Origin of the sequence: Paenibacillus sp. 453mf, from assembly GCF_900116105.1 — a bacterium.
GTDB lineage: Bacteria > Bacillota > Bacilli > Paenibacillales > Paenibacillaceae > Paenibacillus > Paenibacillus provencensis.
In genome coordinates, this window is record NZ_FPAC01000001.1 from 924362 (window position 1) to 944228 (window position 19867).

The 19867-nt window shown below is 47.0% G+C and carries 20 protein-coding genes; 15 read left to right on the forward strand and 5 right to left on the reverse strand.

Features of this window, described 5'->3' with window-relative positions; all coding sequences use genetic code 11:
* Positions 1 to 54 precede the first annotated feature (54 nt).
* From fabF to ftsY, 4 genes are all read left to right on the forward strand, one after another.
* A complete protein-coding gene (gene fabF, locus BM415_RS04470) occupies positions 55 to 1293 on the forward strand; it encodes a beta-ketoacyl-ACP synthase II (protein WP_091159057.1) in 1239 nt (412 codons plus the stop codon).
* Between the two features lie 14 nt (positions 1294 to 1307).
* Positions 1308 to 2000, forward strand: a complete 693-nt coding sequence (gene rnc / locus BM415_RS04475; protein WP_091155017.1) for a ribonuclease III — start codon at positions 1308 to 1310, stop codon at positions 1998 to 2000.
* A 361-nt stretch (positions 2001 to 2361) separates the two neighbouring features.
* The gene (smc, locus tag BM415_RS04480; RefSeq protein ID WP_091155019.1) at positions 2362 to 5931 is read left to right on the forward strand and encodes a chromosome segregation protein SMC; all 3570 of its coding nucleotides are present in this window, start codon (positions 2362 to 2364) and stop codon (positions 5929 to 5931) included.
* Between the two features lie 84 nt (positions 5932 to 6015).
* Positions 6016 to 7023 carry a signal recognition particle-docking protein FtsY gene (ftsY, locus tag BM415_RS04485; RefSeq protein ID WP_091155022.1) on the forward strand — a complete coding sequence of 336 codons (1008 nt, stop codon included), beginning with the start codon at positions 6016 to 6018 and terminating at the stop codon, positions 7021 to 7023.
* Between the two features lie 116 nt (positions 7024 to 7139).
* On the opposite strand, the gene BM415_RS04490 is transcribed toward ftsY, so the two are convergent.
* From BM415_RS04490 to BM415_RS04510, 5 genes are read right to left on the reverse strand one after another with little or no spacing between them, the layout of a single operon-like run.
* Entirely contained in the window at positions 7140 to 7343 is a 204-nt protein-coding gene (locus BM415_RS04490; protein ID WP_091155024.1) for a hypothetical protein, read from the reverse strand.
* 58 nt (positions 7344 to 7401) lie between these two features.
* Positions 7402 to 7719, reverse strand: a complete 318-nt coding sequence (locus tag BM415_RS04495; RefSeq protein ID WP_091155027.1) for a mechanosensitive ion channel domain-containing protein — start codon at positions 7717 to 7719, stop codon at positions 7402 to 7404.
* Positions 7720 to 7744: 25 nt separating this feature from the next.
* Complete coding sequence (locus BM415_RS04500; RefSeq protein WP_091155029.1) at positions 7745 to 8749, reverse strand: polysaccharide pyruvyl transferase family protein; 1005 nt, start codon at positions 8747 to 8749, stop codon at positions 7745 to 7747.
* Between the two features lies 1 nt (position 8750).
* On the reverse strand, positions 8751 to 10031 hold the full coding sequence (locus BM415_RS04505; RefSeq protein WP_091155031.1) for a glycosyltransferase family 2 protein: 1281 nt from the start codon (positions 10029 to 10031) through the stop codon (positions 8751 to 8753).
* Positions 9985 to 11010: a glycosyltransferase gene (locus BM415_RS04510; protein WP_091155033.1), complete on the reverse strand. Its 1026-nt coding sequence runs from the start codon at positions 11008 to 11010 to the stop codon at positions 9985 to 9987. The genes BM415_RS04505 and BM415_RS04510 overlap by 47 nt, the downstream gene beginning before the upstream one ends.
* Positions 11011 to 11213: 203 nt before the next feature.
* On the opposite strand from BM415_RS04510, the gene wecB reads away from it, so the two are divergent.
* The 11 genes from wecB to ylqF all read left to right on the forward strand — a co-directional run bounded on the left by wecB (position 11214) and on the right by ylqF (position 19766).
* Positions 11214 to 12329: a non-hydrolyzing UDP-N-acetylglucosamine 2-epimerase gene (gene wecB, locus BM415_RS04515; protein WP_091155035.1), complete on the forward strand. Its 1116-nt coding sequence runs from the start codon at positions 11214 to 11216 to the stop codon at positions 12327 to 12329.
* A gap of 97 nt (positions 12330 to 12426) precedes the next feature.
* The gene (locus BM415_RS04520; protein ID WP_091155037.1) at positions 12427 to 13077 is read left to right on the forward strand and encodes a PAQR family membrane homeostasis protein TrhA; all 651 of its coding nucleotides are present in this window, start codon (positions 12427 to 12429) and stop codon (positions 13075 to 13077) included.
* Between the two features lie 157 nt (positions 13078 to 13234).
* Complete coding sequence (locus BM415_RS04525; protein ID WP_091155039.1) at positions 13235 to 13591, forward strand: putative DNA-binding protein; 357 nt, start codon at positions 13235 to 13237, stop codon at positions 13589 to 13591.
* A 39-nt stretch (positions 13592 to 13630) separates the two neighbouring features.
* Positions 13631 to 15004, forward strand: coding sequence for a signal recognition particle protein (gene ffh / locus BM415_RS04530; protein ID WP_091155041.1), 1374 nt, complete (start codon positions 13631 to 13633; stop codon positions 15002 to 15004).
* Between the two features lie 45 nt (positions 15005 to 15049).
* Positions 15050 to 15322 carry a 30S ribosomal protein S16 gene (gene rpsP, locus BM415_RS04535; protein ID WP_047909749.1) on the forward strand — a complete coding sequence of 91 codons (273 nt, stop codon included), beginning with the start codon at positions 15050 to 15052 and terminating at the stop codon, positions 15320 to 15322.
* A gap of 26 nt (positions 15323 to 15348) precedes the next feature.
* Positions 15349 to 15579 (forward strand): KH domain-containing protein, encoded by a 231-nt coding sequence (locus BM415_RS04540; RefSeq protein WP_091155044.1) that lies wholly within the window; start codon positions 15349 to 15351, stop codon positions 15577 to 15579.
* A gap of 94 nt (positions 15580 to 15673) precedes the next feature.
* Positions 15674 to 16183: a ribosome maturation factor RimM gene (gene rimM, locus BM415_RS04545; protein WP_091155046.1), complete on the forward strand. Its 510-nt coding sequence runs from the start codon at positions 15674 to 15676 to the stop codon at positions 16181 to 16183.
* Positions 16183 to 17028 (forward strand): tRNA (guanosine(37)-N1)-methyltransferase TrmD, encoded by an 846-nt coding sequence (gene trmD, locus BM415_RS04550; RefSeq protein ID WP_091155048.1) that lies wholly within the window; start codon positions 16183 to 16185, stop codon positions 17026 to 17028. Before rimM ends, trmD begins: the two co-directional genes overlap by 1 nt.
* Before the next feature lie 520 nt (positions 17029 to 17548).
* Positions 17549 to 17890: a 50S ribosomal protein L19 gene (gene rplS, locus BM415_RS04555; RefSeq protein ID WP_091155050.1), complete on the forward strand. Its 342-nt coding sequence runs from the start codon at positions 17549 to 17551 to the stop codon at positions 17888 to 17890.
* A gap of 327 nt (positions 17891 to 18217) precedes the next feature.
* Positions 18218 to 18838 (forward strand): signal peptidase I, encoded by a 621-nt coding sequence (gene lepB / locus BM415_RS04560; RefSeq protein WP_091155052.1) that lies wholly within the window; start codon positions 18218 to 18220, stop codon positions 18836 to 18838.
* 64 nt (positions 18839 to 18902) lie between these two features.
* Positions 18903 to 19766, forward strand: a complete 864-nt coding sequence (gene ylqF / locus BM415_RS04565) for a ribosome biogenesis GTPase YlqF (RefSeq protein ID WP_091155054.1) — start codon at positions 18903 to 18905, stop codon at positions 19764 to 19766.
* Positions 19767 to 19867 lie beyond the last annotated feature (101 nt).

The following is a 19867-nucleotide window of genomic DNA, read 5'->3' on the forward strand; positions in this document are numbered from 1 at the left end:
TTAAAATCTGTTAATTGCATAGAAATATGCAGTCAATATAGAGGTGAAATGGATTTGAAACGAAGAGTTGTTATTACAGGCATGGGTGTCATGACCCCGATTGGTAAAGACCTGGATACGCTATGGAACAGTCTGATGGAAGGTAAATCTGGAGTATCGCTTGTCGAAGCCTTTGATGTGAGCGACTACAACTCCAAGATTGCAGCGTCGATTAAGGATTTCAATCCTGAAGATTATATGGACCGTAAGGATGCACGCAAGATGGACCGCTTTGTTCAATTTGCCGTTGCCGCTGGAGGCCAGGCGATCAATGACAGTGGGCTGCAAATTGGTGAGAATATCGAAGCCGAGCGCATCGGTGTATCCGTAGGTTCTGGTATCGGGGGTCTCGGTACTTGGGAAGACCAGCACAATATTCTTTTGGAAAAAGGTCCGAAGCGGGTAAGCCCGTTCTTTATTCCGATGATGATCGCGAATATGGCATCAGGCCAGCTGTCTATTAGCTTTGGTGCGAAGGGTCCAAATACGACCCAGGTAACGGCATGTGCTACAGGCAGTCATTCCATTGGGGACTCCATGCGAATGATTCAGCGCGGAGATGCGGATGCCATGATCTGCGGCGGAGCAGAAGCTACGATTCGTCCAACAGGCATGGCAGGATTTAATTCCATGCGTGCGATGTCTACCCGCAATGATGAGCCGGAAAAAGCAAGCCGCCCATTTGATTCAGGCCGTGATGGCTTCGTAATGGGGGAAGGGGCTGGAATTCTTATCCTCGAATCACTAGAGCATGCGCTTGCTCGTGGTGCCCGTATATATGGTGAGGTTGTCGGTTACGGACTATCTGCGGATGCGAAGCATATGACTGATCCGGATCCGGAAGGCGGCGCACGCAGCATGAAGATGGCGATTAAAGACGCTGGCATTAATCCTGAGGATATTGATTATATCAACGCTCATGGAACATCAACTCCGGTTGGTGACAAATCCGAAACGGAAGGCATTAAGCTTGCACTCGGTGAACACGCCTATAAAGTGGCAGTAAGCTCTACCAAATCGATGACAGGTCATATGCTCGGAGCAGCTGGTGGTGTAGAAGCAATCATTTGTGCGCTGGCACTTAAGAATCAGAAGATTCCGCCAACGATTAATTTGGAGAATCCTGATCCGGCTTGTGATCTGGATTATGTACCGAACGTTCCGCGTGAAGCTGAACTGGAATACACGCTATCAAATTCCTTCGGATTCGGCGGACACAATGCAACTGTAATTCTCAAAAAATATGAATCATAAGGGGTCCGATTCGATTGAATGCAGATCTGAAACAATTAGAGCGCAAACTTCAAATCGAGTTTAACAATCGCAAATTGTTAAAGCAGGCCTTTACTCATGCTTCATATGTGAATGAGCACAGATTCAGTCAAAGCCAGGATAACGAACGACTCGAGTTTCTCGGGGACGCTGTACTTGAGCTGACGGTATCGGAGTATCTATACAATGAACATCCGAATCGTCCGGAAGGAGAACTCACCAAGATGAGGGCAGCACTTGTACGCGAGCCCTCACTCGTGAAATTTGCTGAGGCTCTGGAATTCGGCAAATTTGTACTTCTGGGCAAAGGGGAAGAACTGACAGGGGGCAGAAATCGTCCCGCTCTCCTGGCAGATGTCTTCGAATCATTTATCGGTGCTCTTTATTTGGATCAAGGCCTTGTTGCAGTGAAGAAATTTTTGGATAAGCATATCTTTGCCGGCCTTATTGTGGAAGGTGAACTCGTGCTTACCGATTTCAAGACTGAATTGCAGGAATTGACCCAGCATCATAATATGGGTGTGCTCGAATATCGAATCGTTGAGGAAAAAGGTCCCGCTCACGAGAGGGAGTTTGTCTCCGAAGTTTATATGGGCAGTCAGAGATTAGGCCGTGGTAACGGCCGCTCGAAAAAGGAAGCAGAACAGAAGGCGGCACAAATCGCGTTAAGTACGCTGAAGCTTCCTTAGGAATGGATCGGCAGACCGCTTTTGCGGATTCTTAAGTCATAAGAAAATCTAACGGAGTAGTGAGATCTTCTTATATCTCAAGAACAAGAAACCAGCCGTTGTATTGGCGGCCTGTCTTTTCTTACAAACGAAGAGCAAAGAGCAGCCCGCTTTAGTTATCAGGCTAATGATGGAATGGGAAGGACTGCTTTTTGCTCTTCTTTTTGTTGCTTAGGGATTTTGTATAAATCCCAAATGAAGTTATGGTATGCTCTTAGGATGTAGAAGAAATGGACTTCAAGAGACGTTTCCCCTACAATAATAACGGATGTACATACCCGTGTAGGACCGTGGCAAGAAGCTTGGAGGTGTCAAGAACAAGATGTATTTAAAACGTATTGAGCTGTCGGGCTTTAAATCGTTTGCCGATCGAACAGAGATGGAGTTTGTTCGCGGTATAACCTCTGTTGTAGGCCCCAACGGGAGTGGGAAGAGCAACATTTCCGACGGCATCCGTTGGGTTCTAGGAGAACAGAGTGCGAAATCACTCCGCGGCGGCAAGATGGAAGACATTATATTTGCCGGCAGTGATACTCGCAAGCCTGTGAATTTTGCCGAGGTGTCACTGACCTTGGATAATGAAGATCATGTCTTATCACTCGATTTTGGTGAAGTCACGGTAACACGCCGTGTTCATCGCAGCGGTGATAGTGAATATTTTATTAACAAACAGTCCTGCAGACTAAAGGATATTACGGAGCTGTTTATGGATACCGGTATCGGTAAAGAAGCTTATTCGATTATCGGACAAGGGCGGATTGAGGAAATTCTAAGTACGCGTTCCGAGGATCGCAGAGGGATCTTTGAAGAGGCATCCGGTATTGTTAAATATAAATCACGCAAGAAAGATGCTGTGCGGAAGCTGGACGATACGGAGCAAAATTTGCTGCGGATACATGATCTGGTTACGGAACTAGAGGATCAAATCGGACCGCTTAAGGAGCAGTCTGAGAAGGCAAAGCACTATAAAGAGCTTAGAGCTGAACTGAAGCAGAAGGAGCTGTCTCTATACGTATACCAGATCGAGCAGATTCATACGGCCTGGAGTGAAGCGAATGAGAAGCTGCACGAGCTTAAGGAACAGCAGCTGGAATTATCTACGATTGTATCAAGACATGATGCTATTCTGGAACAGGATCGGACAGAGCTTCGCCAGGTAGAAGAGGACGTGGAGCGTCTTCAGGGCGAGCTGCTGCACTACAGTGAAGCTACCGAGAAGAGTGAAGGATATCGTGAACTGCTCAAGGAACGGCTCAAGAATCTCGAAGCAAACCGGGAGCAGCTGCTTAATTCCTTAACCGGCAGTGAGGAGCGGTATGCGGAGCGTGAGGCTGAACTGGACGGTCTTAAGAGCAAGCTGGCTGGAATACAGCAGGAGCTTGATGAGCTGCGTGAACAGCTGTCTGCCGAGGAAGCGAAGCTGGTAGGTGTAACCGGAGGGATCAGTCAGGAGCAGGAGGAGAGCCTGAAGGGGAACCTCTTGGAGCTGATGAACCAAATGGCGCAGGCACGTAATGAGATTCGCTATGCTGATCAGCAGAAGGAAGCTATCGAACGGAGACTGAACCGTGCCGGTGAAGAGTCGGACAAGTGGGAGCTCCAGAAGACAGATATTCTTAAACGCAAAGGAGAGCTGACCCAGCAGATTCAGAAGATTGGTACGGAGATCAGCTCATTGCGAAATGGATATATAACAGAAAGTGAGCGGCTTCAATCACTGCAGAAGCTGTTGTCTGAGAGTCAGAGCACTGTACGGAAATGGGAGCAGAAGCGGGAAGCTCAAGTTTCAAGACGTGACACGATGAAGGAAATGCAGGATGACTTCGATGGGTTTAACACCGGTGTCAAAGAGGTACTTAAGGCATCGCGGAAGAATGTGCTGCATGGCGTACATGGTGCGGTTGCAGAACTGATCAAAGTGCCGGAGCGAGTAGAGATGGCCGTTGAAACTGCACTTGGAGCATCGCTCCAGCATGTGGTGATGGAGAATGAGTCCGTCTCCCGCCAGGCGATCTCCTTCCTGAAGCAGCGTCAGCTCGGAAGAGCTACCTTCCTGCCGCTGGACGTTATCAGGCCACGTGCGATCGGCGCCTCTGATCGGAGTATGATCTCTGAATTGCAGGGGTTTGTCGGTATCGGGACCGAGCTGGTGCAGTTTGATTCTAAATATGAAGCCATTGTAGGAAGCTTGCTCGGCAATGTAATTATTTCAGAGAATCTGGAAGATGCGAACCGAATCGCAGCCCGCTGTCAATATCGTTACCGTGTCGTTACGCTTGAAGGTGATGTGGTGAATGCAGGCGGCTCGATGACCGGGGGAAGTCAGTACCGCAAGAATACAAGTCTCTTGTCCCGTAAGCGTCAGCTGGATCAGCTGGATCATGACATTATGGAGACGGAGAATCAGATTATTAAGCTGCATCGAAGCCTGGAAGAAGTGAAGGCTCAAATGGAGCAGTGTCAGACCAGTCTCGACACGCTTCGTCATGATGGCGATGAGAAACGGACAGAAGAGCAGCAAGCCTCGCTGTCGCTCAAACAGCTTGAGCATGAGCTGGCACATGTGCTTACTCAGGTTGAGGCTGCCGGTGCGGAGAAATCGGGCTTCAAGGATGAAATTAAAGCGCTTGAAGATACCCGTGCAGCTGCTGAACAGTCGCTCGTGAAGCTGGAGGAAGAGGAAAAGGCGACACATCAAGCCATTCATGCTGCAGAGTTTGCCCGCAAAGCGAATGAATCTGCCAAGGAGGAGCTCCAGAACTCGCTGACGATATTGAAGGTTCGTGAGGGCAAGCTGGATCAGGAGCGCTTCTCCGTAGAAGAGCAGGTTCGCAGAATGGAGCGGGAATACGAGAATTCGGACAAAGAAAGATACCGGAATCGTACGATGCTGGCCTCTGTAGAAGCGGACCTCAAAACCAATGCAGAAGAGAGCGTTAAGCAGACGGAGGACCTGAACCGCTACCGGCTCAAGAAGGAGGAAGCAGGAAGGGAGCTTGATTTCAAACGTGCTGCTAGAGCCCAGCTTACGAAGAAGCTTGAGCTTGAAGAGAATGAAACCAAAGAGCAGCGTATCAGTCTGAAAGCATGTGAAGACGAGCTTCGTCAGACGGAGATCAGTGTGAATCGTCTGGACGTGGAGCTTGAAAATATATTGAAAAAGCTGAATGACGAGTACGAGCTGTCTTATGAGCTTGCGAAGCAGCACTACTCCATTCCTGAGGATATTGAAGGCAGTAAGGCAGAAGTGCAGAGGCTTAAACGAAGCATCTCCGCGCTGGGAGAAGTGAATCTTGGTGCGATTGAGGAATATGAACGCGTTAATGAGCGTTATCTCTTCCTCAGTGAGCAGAAGGACGATTTGATTGAAGCCAAGACGACACTCTATCAAGTCATCAAGGAAATGGAAGATGAAATGTCCAAACGATTCAAGACGACATTTGATGCCATTAAGCGTGAATTTGGCACCGTGTTCTCGAAGCTGTTTGGCGGAGGTAGAGCAGATTTAATTCTGAATGAACCGGACAAGCTGCTTACGACAGGGATTGAAATTGTCGCACAGCCGCCGGGCAAGAAGCTCCAGAACCTGCAGCTCCTCTCTGGTGGCGAACGAGCCTTGACCGCCATGGCACTGCTCTTTGCTATTCTACATGTTCGTCCTGTGCCGTTCTGCGTATTGGATGAAGTCGAGGCAGCACTGGATGAAGCTAACGTCGTTCGTTTCGCACAGTATTTGCGCGAATTCTCAGAGCAAACCCAATTTATCGTTGTAACGCACCGCAAGGGAACGATGGAGGAAGCAGATGTGCTGTATGGTGTTACAATGGAAGAGGGCGGCGTATCGAAGCTTGTCTCGGTGAAGCTGGAGAATGAGGAAGCGGAAATCGCTTAAGTACGAATCAAATTCATAATACCTTCTCGTTAATAAGTTATGAATCTGATCCAATGTATTGTAATTTTGAGTTGGAGGGAACCTATGAGTTTCTTTAAAAAGCTAAAAGAAAGCATATCAACAAAAACAGAATCGGTAACCAATATCTTTAAAGATGGTCTTGAGAAAACGCGCAAAGGCTTCGTTGAGAAGGTGTCCGATCTCGTCATTCGCCGTAAGAAAATTGATGAGGAATTTTACGAGGAGCTTGAGGAGATCCTGATCGGTGCTGACGTAGGTGTCAACACGGTTATGGACCTTATTGATGATCTGCGTGTCGAAGTGAAGAAACGGAAGATCCAGGATGCGGCTGAGCTGCAGCCGGTGTTGTCGGAGAAATTAACAGCGCTTCTCCGTTCAGAGCAAAATAATAGTCTTAACATGAATAAGGATGGCATCACAGTAATTCTTTTTGTTGGTGTTAACGGAGTCGGCAAAACAACAACAATTGGCAAGCTGGCCCATCGCTTTAAGAATGAAGGCAAGAAGGTTCTTCTCGCGGCAGGAGATACATTTAGAGCGGGTGCCATCGAGCAGCTGGAAGTATGGGGACAGCGCGCAGGGGTAGACGTGATCAAGCAGCAAGCCGGTTCTGATCCAGCGGCAGTCATGTTTGATGCGGTTCAGGCCGCGAAGCAGCGCGGCGCTGACGTTCTGCTGTGCGATACGGCAGGAAGACTCCAGAACAAAACAAATCTCATGGAAGAGCTGAACAAAATCTTCCGTGTAATTCAGCGTGAAATTCCAGGTGCGCCGCATGAAGTACTCATGGTGCTTGATGCAACCACAGGACAGAATGCGCTCAGTCAGGCCAAGCTATTTGGAGAGAAGAGCGGAGTTACAGGTCTCGTGCTCACGAAGCTGGACGGCACTGCCAAGGGTGGTATCGTTATCGCAATTCGCCAAGAGATGGATATTCCAGTCAAGCTCGTTGGACTCGGAGAGAAGGCAGACGATCTGCAGCCGTTTGATTCGGAGCAGTTTGTACACGCCTTGTTTGCAGGATTGATTCAGGACACCGAGACTGAAGATGCAGACAGTGAAGTAAAATGATATAGCGTTAACTGAGATAACAAGAAGAAGACCAATCCATTAAAGGATGCGGTCTTCTTTTTCCTTTATTAAAGTGCTATGTGCTATCGAATGCTGCAGCAATCTTAACCCCGATCCTATGCAGCCAGAACGCGCACAAGCTCAACGGAAGACAAAGGAATGACAGCCACATCTCCAGGCGGCCCGTAGATAATGGGTGGAATTTGCAGGACAAGCGTAGTTTCATCAATGGAGATGAGTGTTCCGTCCAAATAATCGTTACCCGTCAGTACCTCTACCTCGCTTCCCAAGAAGCCGCGAATCATATCTCTGAAATTCATATCAAGTACCTCCTTAGACTTATTGGCATGTTTCCGAAGCATTAATATAGTCATTACATTATTGAACGACCGATATTTGTGAAAAAGGAATAATGACGATATCACCGCTCGTTTCGCGGATTTCAACAGCATCCGTACCTACAGCGAGCACCGTGCCAAGAACAGTAACGCTGCTGGTGCTGATGCTGATGTATTGTCCGATTTTGCTCTCCAGAAATTGCTGCAGCTGTGGATTAACAACGATTCCAGAACGGACTTCGGCTTCCAATTGTTCAATGCGGGCATTTAACATATCCACTCTTTCAGTCAATAATGCCTGGTGGACCTCCAGCTGCTTGATTCTTGCCCATAGACGGGAGTGAAAAAAGAAACACATCGTTACATGACCTCCTTGATGTTATCTACTTTAGAGACTCTATTTCTGACACGAGCTGGGTCAGCTCGCAATAGCTTTCATGCTCAGCCTGACGAATGAGTGGCAATGCCACTCTAACTTCATCAGGACCGATCTTAATGAATTGTTTGATGATGTCTTCATATGCTTCAAAAGGTTGTGCGTAATCGCAATAGTAATGGTTAAGATGGAAGCGCGACAGCAGATGCTTCACCTTTCCCATCTTACTGAAGGCAAGCACAGGTACACCTGCCCGAAGCGCCACAAGTGTGGGATGCAGCTTGTAGCTGATCAGATAATCCATGGATTGAATCACGTTATAAGTGATATCTGTTTCGAGCAAGAGTGACAGAGTCTGAACCGACGCGGCACTGTCTATTTCCTTCATCTTCTGCTCAAGCAGTTTACAAGTACTGTAATCCGAGAAGCGGTTCGAAGGATGGTTAATGACAGGGATGAGCACGATATGGAAGCCCTCTGTACTTAGCCTAAGCAGCAATTGAACCATGGCTTCCATTGGGAATGAAGGATACGAGAACAGACATACACCGATCGTTTTGCGAAGAGAGAATCGATTCATGGGGAACGGATGCTCCTGGTAAGCGAAGACCATATCCTGTGCCGTTTCAGGCTTCGTATGAAGCTTGGCGATCGTGGCAAGCTCTTGTGACTTCTGGTCTCTAAAAATGGCACGTCTCGCCTTCTCGATATACTGCTTGTGAAGCTCGACTTGATCCGCCGGCCACGTTTCAGGAGGATACGTATCCACGATCCCGACCCCATACAGCCACATGGGATGCTCGGCAAGTGCAGCTGGAAAATAGTAGCTGCTGAACTTGTAGGGAGTAATCAGATCTCCGCCGCCTATGATAACCGCATCCACTTTTGCCGGATCCATGTAACCATTCCAAGGAAATAAGGTGTGCTTGCAAAAAGCCTGCTGCAACGTTTTGAGAAACAAATCGTCTCCGAAGTTGCCCATGCCGTAATATCCGCTAGCTGCAATTTTCATATCATTTCACCTCCTTCTCCAAACGTTCCTTCCACTGTGGATATAGCGGCAAATACTGCTGGCTGATGCTTCTTGGATGGATGACCCGGTGATATACCGTTTCGTCTGTCTGTACATAGGAATAATGCTTGAGTAATTTCTTGCAGACCGCGATATCCTCGAATATTCTTCCATAAAGGCCAGGCAGCACGGGCCATCCGCCGATAAACTGAAGTGCCGTTATGTCATACATGCGGGGAACAGGAGGGTGAGCATGGTCGGCAGATTCCAGATTTCCGTCAAAACAGTCCGTACTTCGGTAATACAAATCACCATTGTTACTGCGGCGCCATATTCCGCATGCACCTGTAGCGAGTCCTGAATCTGGATTCAGTGTCATGACTTTGCCCAGTGCGTCAAGGGCGAATGTCGGCAGCCAGTCGTCACCGTCCAGCTCCAGCACATACTTCCCGTTCGCATGTTCAAGCAGATGATTCATCATTACTGCCTTGCCTTTGTTCGTATTGGAGTGAAAGATTCGAACGCGTGAATCCATAGCGTATTCGTTAATGAGCTCAGCGGTATTGTCCGTTGACGCGTCGTTGCCGATGAGGAGCTCCCAGTTCAGATAGGTCTGTGCAAGCACAGAGCGAATCGCCCACTCTACGGTTCTCCCCATGTTGAATACACCGAGCATGATTGTTATGAGTGGTGTTTCTCCAAGCGAGTTCATTGAATGGGAAGTTAGAGAGAGAGCCGTGGAACGTCTTAGTATCGAAAAAATGGGATGACGGGAACTTTCATAGTTGCTATCGGTAAGAGTAGGCGGGAAGACGGGATCCAGATATCTTTGCTGCTGTATTGCGGACAGGAACATAGGCTGAAGTGCTTCAGATAGGCAGGCTGCATGTTCCGAGGCTGAGCACTGGGCGTACAGTTCCCAGCTTAGCCAGAAGGCGGAGGGTAAAGAACGTACGAGACTTGTATCTGAATGAACGAAGCATTCCATTCGAAAAATAAAGCTGTTGCCCGGACAAACTACACAATGGGTATCGGGAGATAGAGTATTCAGTTCGGCTTCAAGCAGCTGCTTGTTATGATTGGATAAATGAAGAGCATTGGGAGACCATACGAGCCAGTGTGCAGAGGATTGTAATAATTGGTCACGAATCGATTGATATAAATGGAGAGCGTTGTTGGCATGCGCGGCGGCTTGTTTCCTGTAGACAGCTCCCGTAAGGTAGACGGTATATTTATTATTCATGAAATCCTTTGAGCTGAAGCGTCTTTCGGATAACCTCATCTGCTGCTTCTCCGCGCTGAACCCACGTATTTAGTCTTGCGTATGCTATTCGTGCCAATCTTGCCGCAGGATCTTCCTGTTCATTAAGCATCTGTCCCAGCTTACCAATAAAATCCTCATGAGTCGTTGCCGTAGTAATGTACGGCTCCATCCGAATACATTCCGGCAGTGCGGTAGAGAGGACCTTGACTCCAGTAGCCATGTATTCATAAGCCTTCACTGGATTGGTGGCAAGGGTAATCGGATGATAAAGGAACGGAATGACCGCAACATCAATATGCTGCAAGTACTTTTTTAGTTCACTGTGCGGCTTCTCTCCAAGAATATGGACGTTCGGCAGAGTACCGTAACCTGGGATGTCTCCGTATGGTGCACCAATTGAGACAAACTGCACATTCGGATATTGCTCAGCTGTCTTTGCAAACAATGCATGATCCACCCAATAAGCCCAAGCGCCAATATAAGCCACCGTTGGACCTGCAGGCAGATCATGGGGTCTTGGGACAACAGGCGCATCAAACATGCTGACATCAGCGGCATTGGGGATAAGGGTAAGGGGTTTGTCCGGATAGGCCAGAGAAAGACGTGTACGGATCGTTTCGGCAGTGGCGACCAGATGATCGGCAGATTCAACCATCCGATGCTCATACTTTGCCCAATGCGGAAACTCATCACAGCAATCGTAGATAACGGCATCAGGTTGATAGATTGCAGAAAGTCTTGTTCTCTGCTTAGCCCAGGTCGTCCATACGACAACGGGATGCTCTTTTCTTAATTTGTCCAGATGTCTCTTCACAAATGAATGGTGATCTGTAAATAAATGTACACCAGGTTCTACTTCCTCCAGTTGACTGTTCATGGGTGCAAGATTCTCGAAGAACACATGGTGTCCTCTAGCTCCAAGCTCAGTCATCAGCTGCTGCGGACGCTGTCGCATAAACTTCCAGTTCATCGTCTTAGGATAGATGATAACTGCCATGTGATGGATAACCTCCTTTGCGTCACTCTAATTACAGGTTATGCATTGATAGATTAATAGAAACCGACAGTTGTCCTGTTCAGAAATAAATAGTTTAAGGTCCTTTTTCATAGAGTGCCGTTACGAGATGGAGAGACTCTATCATATATAGATAAGGGATTGAATCAATTTAACTTATCAAAAATGAAAGGGGGCCTGATCAAATGGAGGAACATCGAATCAGGGTGCTTGTTGTGTTCGGAACGAGACCTGAAGCTATCAAGATGGCGCCCCTAGTAAAAACACTAGAGGCGGCACCTGACATCGAACCCATTGTGTGTGTTACCGGACAGCATGAGGAGATGCTGGCTCAAGTATTGAAAGAATTTGATATCGTACCGCATATTGAATTAAAAGTGATGCGTGAGGCGCAGACGCTATACGCTTTGACCGCCCGTTTAATAGAATCGCTTGAGCCAGTAATGAAGGCCGAGAAATATGATCTTGTGCTCGTCCATGGAGATACGTCGACGGCTTTCTCGGCCGCACTCTGTGCATACTATGCTCAAATCCCGATCGGTCATGTCGAAGCCGGACTGCGAACTTATGACAAATATGCGCCCTTTCCGGAAGAGATGAACAGGGAATTCATTGGCCGGGTTGCGGATCTACATTTTGCACCAACCACGACGGCTGCGAAAAGGCTGGCAAACGAGCACCGGAAAGAGCATGTCTACGTGACAGGCAATACATCGATTGATGCCCTGCGCTGGACAATCAAGAAGGAATTCGACCATCCGCTACTATCGCGGCTTCATCCAGGGACAAGAAAGATATTTATGACCATGCACCGGAGAGAGAACTGGGGCAGCCCGATGAAACAGGTGTTTCAGGCTGTGAGAGAGATCATTGAACAGGATCGGACACTCGAATTAATCTATCCGGTCCACCCGAATCCGGCAGTAAAAGAGCTGGCGTTCGAAATGCTCGGCGGGACGGAACGGATATATTTGATTGAGCCGCTTGATATGAGCGATATGCATAATATGATGAATCATGCTTACGTTATTTTGACCGATTCGGGAGGTATTCAGGAGGAGGCGCCATCGCTCGGTAAGCCGGTACTCGTCCTTCGTGACAAAACGGAGCGGCCGGAAGGTGTCAAGGCAGGTACGCTTCGCTGTATAGGGACAGAGTATGACAAGGTTAAGAAGGAGATCAATCTGTTATTGTCAGGAGGAAAAAGGTATCGGAGAATGACAAGAGCTGCTAACCCTTACGGTGACGGCCATGCTTCAGATCGAATTGCATCTATTATATTGAAATATTTTGCACGTTGAATCCTAAAGATGAACATTAGCCGTGAACGTAGTATAATATGTAGAAAGATTTCGGTTCTGCTGAATAGCAGGCAGCGGATGTTGAAAGGATGATTCTATGGCTAACACCTATACCTATACTCGGAGAGAGGAAGTCGCGAATGCCATTACCCATGGCATTGGAGCTCTCCTCAGTGTTGCAGCGTTAGTAATGCTTATTGTTGCCGCAAGTATGAATGGAACAGCCTGGCATGTCGTCAGCTTTACGATTTATGGGGTGTCCATGCTGCTCCTCTATGTCAGCTCTACCTTCGTACATGCTCTGAAGGATGGCAAAGCGAAGGATCTATTTGAGATTTTTGATCATTCCTCCATTTATTTGTTCATAGCGGGAACGTATACTCCTTTCTTGCTGGTCGCGATTCGGGGAACACTCGGCTGGACGCTGTTTGGAGTCATATGGGGGATTGCTTTGTTTGGTGTGGCCTTCAAGGCTTTCTTCACCAAGCGGTTTCTGTTTATGTCTACCTTGTTTTACATTGCGATGGGCTGGTTGATCGTCATTGCATGGGCTCCATTAACCGCCGCAATCCCTTCAGGCGGAATTGAGCTGCTTGTTGCCGGAGGAATTTGTTATACCCTGGGTACAATTTTTTATGTATGGCGGGGATTTCCGTTCCATCATGCCATCTGGCATTTATTCGTTCTGGCAGGTAGTGTGCTGCATTTCTTTACCGTTATTATTTATCTGACGCCTATCAGACTATAGGTGCTCATAAGTCCAATTGGTGAGTGTAGGGATCAAAAATAAAATGAATGAGAAGATGACAAGGATTTATGCTTGACATCTTCTTTTGTTTTTTGTAAGATAGAGAACGTTAATGAGTGTAAAGTGTTTTTCCTTGACGAAGGGAGTGTCCCTCAAGATGAGTCAGGAGAATCGGCTTGAGAAGACGAATCGAATCAACCTACTGTTTGATTTTTATGAAAACCTGTTAACCGAGAAGCAGCAGACTTTTCTGAAGTATTATTTTCATGATGATTTTTCCTTGGGAGAGATTGCGTCAGAATTTGAGATTAGTCGGCAAGCGGTGTATGAGCACATTAAGCGTGCAGAGCAGGTACTTGAAATGTATGAGGACAAACTCGGCTTGCTTGAGAAGCATGAATGGCGGCTTACTGACCTAGAGAAGCTTAAGATTATGATTGAATCAAGCGGGATGACGAGTGAAGACAAACATAGAATGAATGAAATTGTGAACCACCTGGAGGTTCTGGAATAGGGATTACCCTTCGCAATATGGACTTTAGGAGGTGTGTTTATGCCATTTGAAGGATTAACAGCTAGACTTACGAATGTATTCAGCAAGCTTCGCGGCAAAGGGAAAGTAAGCGAGGAAGATGTCAACGAAGCGATGCGAGAGGTGCGTCTTGCCTTACTTGAAGCCGATGTTAACTTCAAGGTCGTCAAGCAGTTTATTTCGAAAGTCAAAGAGAAGGCCGTTGGTAAGGAAGTGATGGAGAGCTTCACTCCTGGCATGGTCATCATTGACATCGTAAATAAAGAGCTGACCGAGCTGATGGGCGGAAGCCAATCGAAGCTGGCCAAGGCAAACAAACCGCCGACAGTTATTATGATGATCGGTTTGCAGGGTGCCGGTAAGACGACAACCACAGGTAAGCTCGCGAAGCTCTTGCAGAAGCAAAATGCAAAGCCGCTGCTTGTGGCAGGCGATATTTATCGTCCGGCGGCGATCAAGCAGCTGCAGGTTCTTGGAGAGCAGCTCAAAGCACCGGTATTTACATTAGGTGACAAGACAAGCCCAGTAGAGATTGCGAAGCAAGGCTTGCAGCATGCCAAGGATAACGGCCATGACTATGTCATTATTGATACGGCCGGTCGTCTTCATGTAGATGAAGAGCTGATGGAAGAGCTTCGGCTGATCCACAGTAATGTAAATCCGGATGAAGTACTTCTCGTCGTGGATGCCATGACGGGTCAGGATGCAGTAAACGTAGCAGAGCATTTCAACTCACAGTTATCACTAACCGGCGTCGTGCTTACGAAGCTGGATGGAGATACTCGCGGTGGTGCTGCTCTCTCCGTTAAGGCTGTTACAGGTTGTCCGATTAAATTCATCACGCTCGGTGAGAAGCTGGATGCACTTGAGCCGTTCCATCCGGAACGCATGTCCTCCCGAATTTTGGGCATGGGCGATATGCTATCCTTGATCGAGAAGGCCCAGTCAAACATTGACACGGCTAAAGCGAAGGAAATGGAACAGAAGATGCGGACCGCATCGTTCACGTTCGAAGATTTCCTCGAGCAAATGGACCAGATCAAGAAGCTGGGACCACTTGATCAGCTCATGGACATGATTCCTGGGATGAGCAATATGAAGCAGACCAAGGATCTCAAGGTGGATGACAAGCAGATGAACCGGATTGAAGCCATCGTATTCTCCATGACAAGAGAAGAGAAGCAGAATCCAGAGATCATCAATCCATCCCGTCGCAAACGGATCGCAGCAGGCAGCGGTACTACCGTTGCGGAAGTCAATCGTCTGATTAAGCAGTTCGATGAGATGCGTAAAGTAATGAAGCAATTCAGTGGTATGATGGGGCCGAAGGGCAATAAGAAGGCAATGAAGCAGCTTAAAGGACTCAGTAAGGGAATGAAATTCCCTTTCCGTTAAGCCGAGCTTACAATATATTTATTTTATTGAAGGAGGTGAATTTTCGTGGCAGTTCGTATTCGTCTGAAACGTATGGGAGCTCATAAAGCGCCTTTCTATCGTGTGGTTGTATCGGATTCCCGTTCCCCGCGTGATGGCCGTTTTATCGAGGAAATCGGTTACTACAATCCGGTTGAACAACCAGCAGTGGTTAAGATCGATGAAGATAAAGCACTCAAATGGCTTCAAAATGGTGCGCAAGCATCTGATACAGTTCGCAACTTGCTTAGCAAAGCGGGTGTAATGAAGAAGTTCCATGAGCTTAAACAACAGAAATAATTAGGTGCTGAAAACGGAGGGTATCTATGGAACAATTAGTCGGCGTTATTGCGAAGGCTTTGGTAGATCATCCGGAAGATGTGTCGGTCCGGACACTGGAGAAGGATCGCCTTGTTGTCTATGAATTGACCGTGCATCCTGAGGATGTGGGGAAAGTGATCGGCAAGCAGGGGAAGATCGCGAAAGCACTCCGTACGGTCGTCACATCTGCAGCAGTTAAGATGGATAAACGGGTTACCGTCGATATCATATCTTAAAGATATACGAAAGGGGGTTAGGATGCATGTCCTAGCCCTTTTTCGTACATGCTTATATAACTTAGCCTTGTCTAATCGAAATTCAGGAGGACCTATGTCACAATTTTTTAATGTAGGAAAAATCGTAAATACACACGGAATTCATGGTGAGCTGAAAGTACTTCCGCTGACCGATTTCCCGGAGGAGCGCTTTGCCAAAGGGAGCAAGCTGGTTATTGATACTGGAGAGGGACATCTGCCTGTAACGGTAGAGTCAGCAAGACTTCACAAAAATATGTATGTCGTGCGTTTAAACGACTTCACAAACATTAATGAAGTTGAAAAATATAAAGGCACGATGTTAAAAGTGTCTTCTGAGTATCAATCAGAACTGAGCGAAGATGAGTTCTACTTTCACCAAATTGTCGGCTGTGAAGTGGTAACAGATGAAGGAGAGACGCTTGGTACGATTAAGGAGATCTTGACTCCTGGAGCAAATGACGTGTGGGTGGTCAAAGCGAATAACGGCAAAGAGATTCTGCTTCCTTATATTGACGAGGTCATTCTGCATGTCGATGTTGTTAATCAAAAGGTAACCGTGCATCTGATGGAAGGATTAGTGTAATGAAGGTTGATGTGTTAACCCTGTTTCCGGAAATGTTTCACGGTGTATTTGGTACAAGCATATTAGGGAAAGCACAAGCCAAAGGAATTGTTTCCTTGAACGCTCTGAACTTTCGTGAATATGCGGGGAACAAGCATGGACAAGTAGATGACATGCCATACGGTGGCGGCGGCGGGATGGTGCTGAAGCCGGAGCCGATTTTTGCCGCAGTGGAAGATCTGCTGTGTAAGAAGGAAGCGAGAAGAAGTGGGTCTAATATGCAAGAGCATGCGGAATCCGTTCTAGATGTGGAATCAGATTCAGCGACATTATCAATTGCGGAGATCCAGTCGGAAGCATCATCTGCCAAACAGCCGCGCATTATTCTGATGTGTCCGCAAGGAGAGACCTTTACGCAGAAGAAGGCTGAGGAGCTATCGAAGGAAGAACATCTTATATTTATTTGCGGTCATTATGAGGGCTATGATGAGCGAATTCGTGAGCATCTGGTGACAGATGAGATTTCCACCGGAGATTATGTACTGACAGGGGGAGAGCTGCCAGCTATGGTCGTTATCGACAGCGTGGTGAGACTTCTTCCAGGCGTGCTTGGTAATGAAACAAGTGCGGTTACCGACTCTTTCAGCACCGGTCTGCTGGAGTACCCACACTATACGAGACCTGCAGAGTTTAGAGGTCATAAGGTACCGGATATCCTGCTCTCAGGCCATCATAAAAACATTGACGCTTGGCGCAGAGAACAGTCCTTACTTCGGACGCTGACGAGACGTCCAGATCTACTGGAGCAGGTGGAGCTGACGAAGAAGGAGAAAGCATGGCTTGAACAGCTCGAACGGAAAGAGTGAATTCATAAGCCTTAAATAATGACAGATAAGCCGAGTTCTAGTCGATGGCCAGATGTTTTTACGCCACAGTTAACCTAAATGCTATACTTGCATCTATTATTTGACTGTCCCCAGACTATACGTATTGGGCTGGAACGAGGCTGCGGCCACTTCAGGCACAAGCTGACGAAGTGATAAGTCAAATGCCTTGTTCTTTACGAGCTCCCAAGAAGTACAGGCTTTATGAGTCGAGCACGGGTGGGATTGTTCACGGCAATAGCATCTCTATCACAAACGATACAATATGACAGATTGTAATATTTTGGATACAACAAATTTACTGAATCAGACAAGAAGTGGCATGAATCAGCATTAACTAATGATTTTATGAAAAATAGTGCTTAATACTTGCATTACTTTGCAATTACATGTTATAATTTTTCTGTTGTGTGGAATACGGTGGTCCGCTGTGGATGATGATGGATGACAGAAGGTTATCCGGAAGAGACATGAACACCTGTACGGAAGGAGGGAGTCATAGATGAATATCGTCCAAGCGATTACACAAGAACAATTGCGTAAAGATTTGCCGAACTTTCGTCCTGGTGACACTTTGAAAGTGCACGTTAAGGTTATCGAGGGAACTCGCGAACGTATCCAGTTGTTCGAAGGTGTAGTAATCAAACGCCGTGGTGGTGGAATTAGTGAGACTTTTACAGTTCGTAAAATTTCTTACGGTGTAGGTGTGGAAAGAACTTTCCCGCTTCATTCCCCAAAAATCGATAAAATCGAAGTGGCTCGCCGTGGTAAAGTGCGTCGTGCGAAGCTTTATTATCTTCGTGAACTTCGTGGTAAAGCAGCGAGAATTAAAGAAATTCGTTAATATAACGAATAACGGAAAGGGCTTGGAAACAAGCCCTTTTCGCTTTTTTTTATGTATAGTTTGTGTAGAAGCAGAATGCGATTGTAGACGATCCAGCTCAATTGATTATGAACAATATAGAATTTTTAATCTATTTATGTGATATAGAGGAGCTTTCGCCCTCCGATCGAAGGGACGAAGTTGTATCCGGTTAAGATTTCTCTTACAATATTTTCAGAGGAAACGATCTTGACAACAGATGGTATGTCTCTAACAAGATATCATACATAGAATATGTCTAGAAGCATCGTTTCGATGATGACATGGATGAGGAAGTGAGGACAAGCGATGGAGCAGGATGTGCAGAATGAACGTTTGAATACACCGGAGAATGGGAATTCTAAATCGAAAAAGGTAAAGAACGAGATTTGGGAATGGGTCAAAGCCATTGCAATTGCGTTGGTGCTCGTGTTTATTATCCGATTCTTCTTGTTCAAGCCTTTTATTGTTGACGGGCCATCGATGCAGCCGAATTTTCATACAGGTGAAAGAGTCATTGTGAACCAAATCCTGTATGACATCAGGGAACCCGAACGCGGAGAGGTCGTTGTCTTCCATGTGCCTTCTGAAAACCGGGATTTCATTAAGCGGGTCATTGCCGTTGAAGGGGATTCGGTTGAAGTCACGGGGGACACCTTGAAGGTAAATGGTGAAGTTGTGGAGGAGCCTTATCTGCAAGAAGCGATTGCAGAAGCACAGGCGAATGGCGGACAGTACAATACGTACAACTTCCCGAATGAGTATTTCCCGGACGGCACTGTGCCGGAAGGTCATATTTTTGCCCTTGGTGATAACCGTGGGAACAGTACAGACAGTCGTATGATTGGATATGTACCACTTGAGGATATTGTAGGACGAGCCGATGTTATTTTCTGGCCGCTGAAGGATATCGAATGGATTAATCACTGAAATTGAAATATATGACAGAGGTTGAAATGGATTCAACTGTTTGTGAAAAAGAAGGTGAATAGCGATGACCATACAATGGTTTCCAGGACATATGACGAGAGCCCGTCGTCAAATTCAGGAGAAGCTGAAATTGATCGATGTCGTCATTGAACTGGTGGATGCACGGCTTCCATTATCCAGCCGTAACCCGATGATTGATGAAATACTGCAGAACAAGCCACGAATGATCCTGCTGAACAAGTCGGATTTGGCTGATGCGAAGGTAACGGAAGAATGGATTAAGTATTTTAAAGAAGAGGGTCATACTGCACTGGCTGTCGATGCCAATACAGGAACAGGTGTTAAGGATATCCCCTCGACTGCCAAGATATTGTTGAAAGAAAAGATCGACAGGCAAATTGCCAAAGGCATGAACCCGAGAGCGATTCGCGCACTAATCGTTGGCATACCGAATGTCGGTAAATCTACACTAATCAACCGTTTGGCCGGTAGAAATATTGCGGCTACCGGTGATCGTCCAGGCGTAACCAAAGGTCAGCAATGGATTAGAGTAGGTAAGGAAATTGAGCTCCTGGATACGCCAGGTATTCTGTGGCCTAAATTCGAAGATCAGAATGTGGGTTACCGTCTGGCCGTTACGGGTGCCATTAAGGAAGAGATACTTAACGTGGAGGACATTGCCTTTTTCGCGATAAAATATCTTGCCCAGTATTACTGGCCGGCAATGCAGGAGCGTTATGGCTTGTCTGAAGCTCCGAAAGATTCGGAAGATCCGGATCAGATTGTAGCCATCATGGAAGAAATCGGACGTAAGCGCGGTGCCGTCATGAGCGGAGGACGAATCGATCTGGAGAAGGCTTCCTCTTTGATGCTTAGAGAGCTGAGAGGCGGCAAGCTTGGTCGATTTAGTCTGGAATCTCCTTTTTAAAGAAACCATCGATTAAATCATCAAAATAGGATTTGCCGTTAATCCCCTGCAGAGTACTGCAGGGGATTGCTGCATTACCCGTGCTTCTATGTGGTTCTCGC

Excerpts from the sequence above, each read along its gene's own strand:
- smc (WP_091155019.1), top strand. The coding sequence starts at position 2,362 with ATGTATTTAAAACGTATTGAGCTGTCGGGCTTTAAATCGTTTGCCGAT.
- ftsY (WP_091155022.1), top strand. The coding sequence starts at position 6,016 with ATGAGTTTCTTTAAAAAGCTAAAAGAAAGCATATCAACAAAAACAGAA.
- BM415_RS04490 (WP_091155024.1), bottom strand. The coding sequence starts at position 7,343 with ATGAATTTCAGAGATATGATTCGCGGCTTCTTGGGAAGCGAGGTAGAG.
- BM415_RS04495 (WP_091155027.1), bottom strand. The coding sequence starts at position 7,719 with ATGTGTTTCTTTTTTCACTCCCGTCTATGGGCAAGAATCAAGCAGCTG.
- BM415_RS04500 (WP_091155029.1), bottom strand. The coding sequence starts at position 8,749 with ATGAAAATTGCAGCTAGCGGATATTACGGCATGGGCAACTTCGGAGAC.
- BM415_RS04505 (WP_091155031.1), bottom strand. The coding sequence starts at position 10,031 with ATGAGGTTATCCGAAAGACGCTTCAGCTCAAAGGATTTCATGAATAAT.
- BM415_RS04510 (WP_091155033.1), bottom strand. The coding sequence starts at position 11,010 with ATGGCAGTTATCATCTATCCTAAGACGATGAACTGGAAGTTTATGCGA.
- wecB (WP_091155035.1), top strand. The coding sequence starts at position 11,214 with ATGGAGGAACATCGAATCAGGGTGCTTGTTGTGTTCGGAACGAGACCT.
- BM415_RS04520 (WP_091155037.1), top strand. The coding sequence starts at position 12,427 with ATGGCTAACACCTATACCTATACTCGGAGAGAGGAAGTCGCGAATGCC.
- BM415_RS04525 (WP_091155039.1), top strand. The coding sequence starts at position 13,235 with ATGAGTCAGGAGAATCGGCTTGAGAAGACGAATCGAATCAACCTACTG.
- ffh (WP_091155041.1), top strand. The coding sequence starts at position 13,631 with ATGCCATTTGAAGGATTAACAGCTAGACTTACGAATGTATTCAGCAAG.
- BM415_RS04540 (WP_091155044.1), top strand. The coding sequence starts at position 15,349 with ATGGAACAATTAGTCGGCGTTATTGCGAAGGCTTTGGTAGATCATCCG.
- rimM (WP_091155046.1), top strand. The coding sequence starts at position 15,674 with ATGTCACAATTTTTTAATGTAGGAAAAATCGTAAATACACACGGAATT.
- trmD (WP_091155048.1), top strand. The coding sequence starts at position 16,183 with ATGAAGGTTGATGTGTTAACCCTGTTTCCGGAAATGTTTCACGGTGTA.
- rplS (WP_091155050.1), top strand. The coding sequence starts at position 17,549 with ATGAATATCGTCCAAGCGATTACACAAGAACAATTGCGTAAAGATTTG.
- lepB (WP_091155052.1), top strand. The coding sequence starts at position 18,218 with ATGGAGCAGGATGTGCAGAATGAACGTTTGAATACACCGGAGAATGGG.
- ylqF (WP_091155054.1), top strand. The coding sequence starts at position 18,903 with ATGACCATACAATGGTTTCCAGGACATATGACGAGAGCCCGTCGTCAA.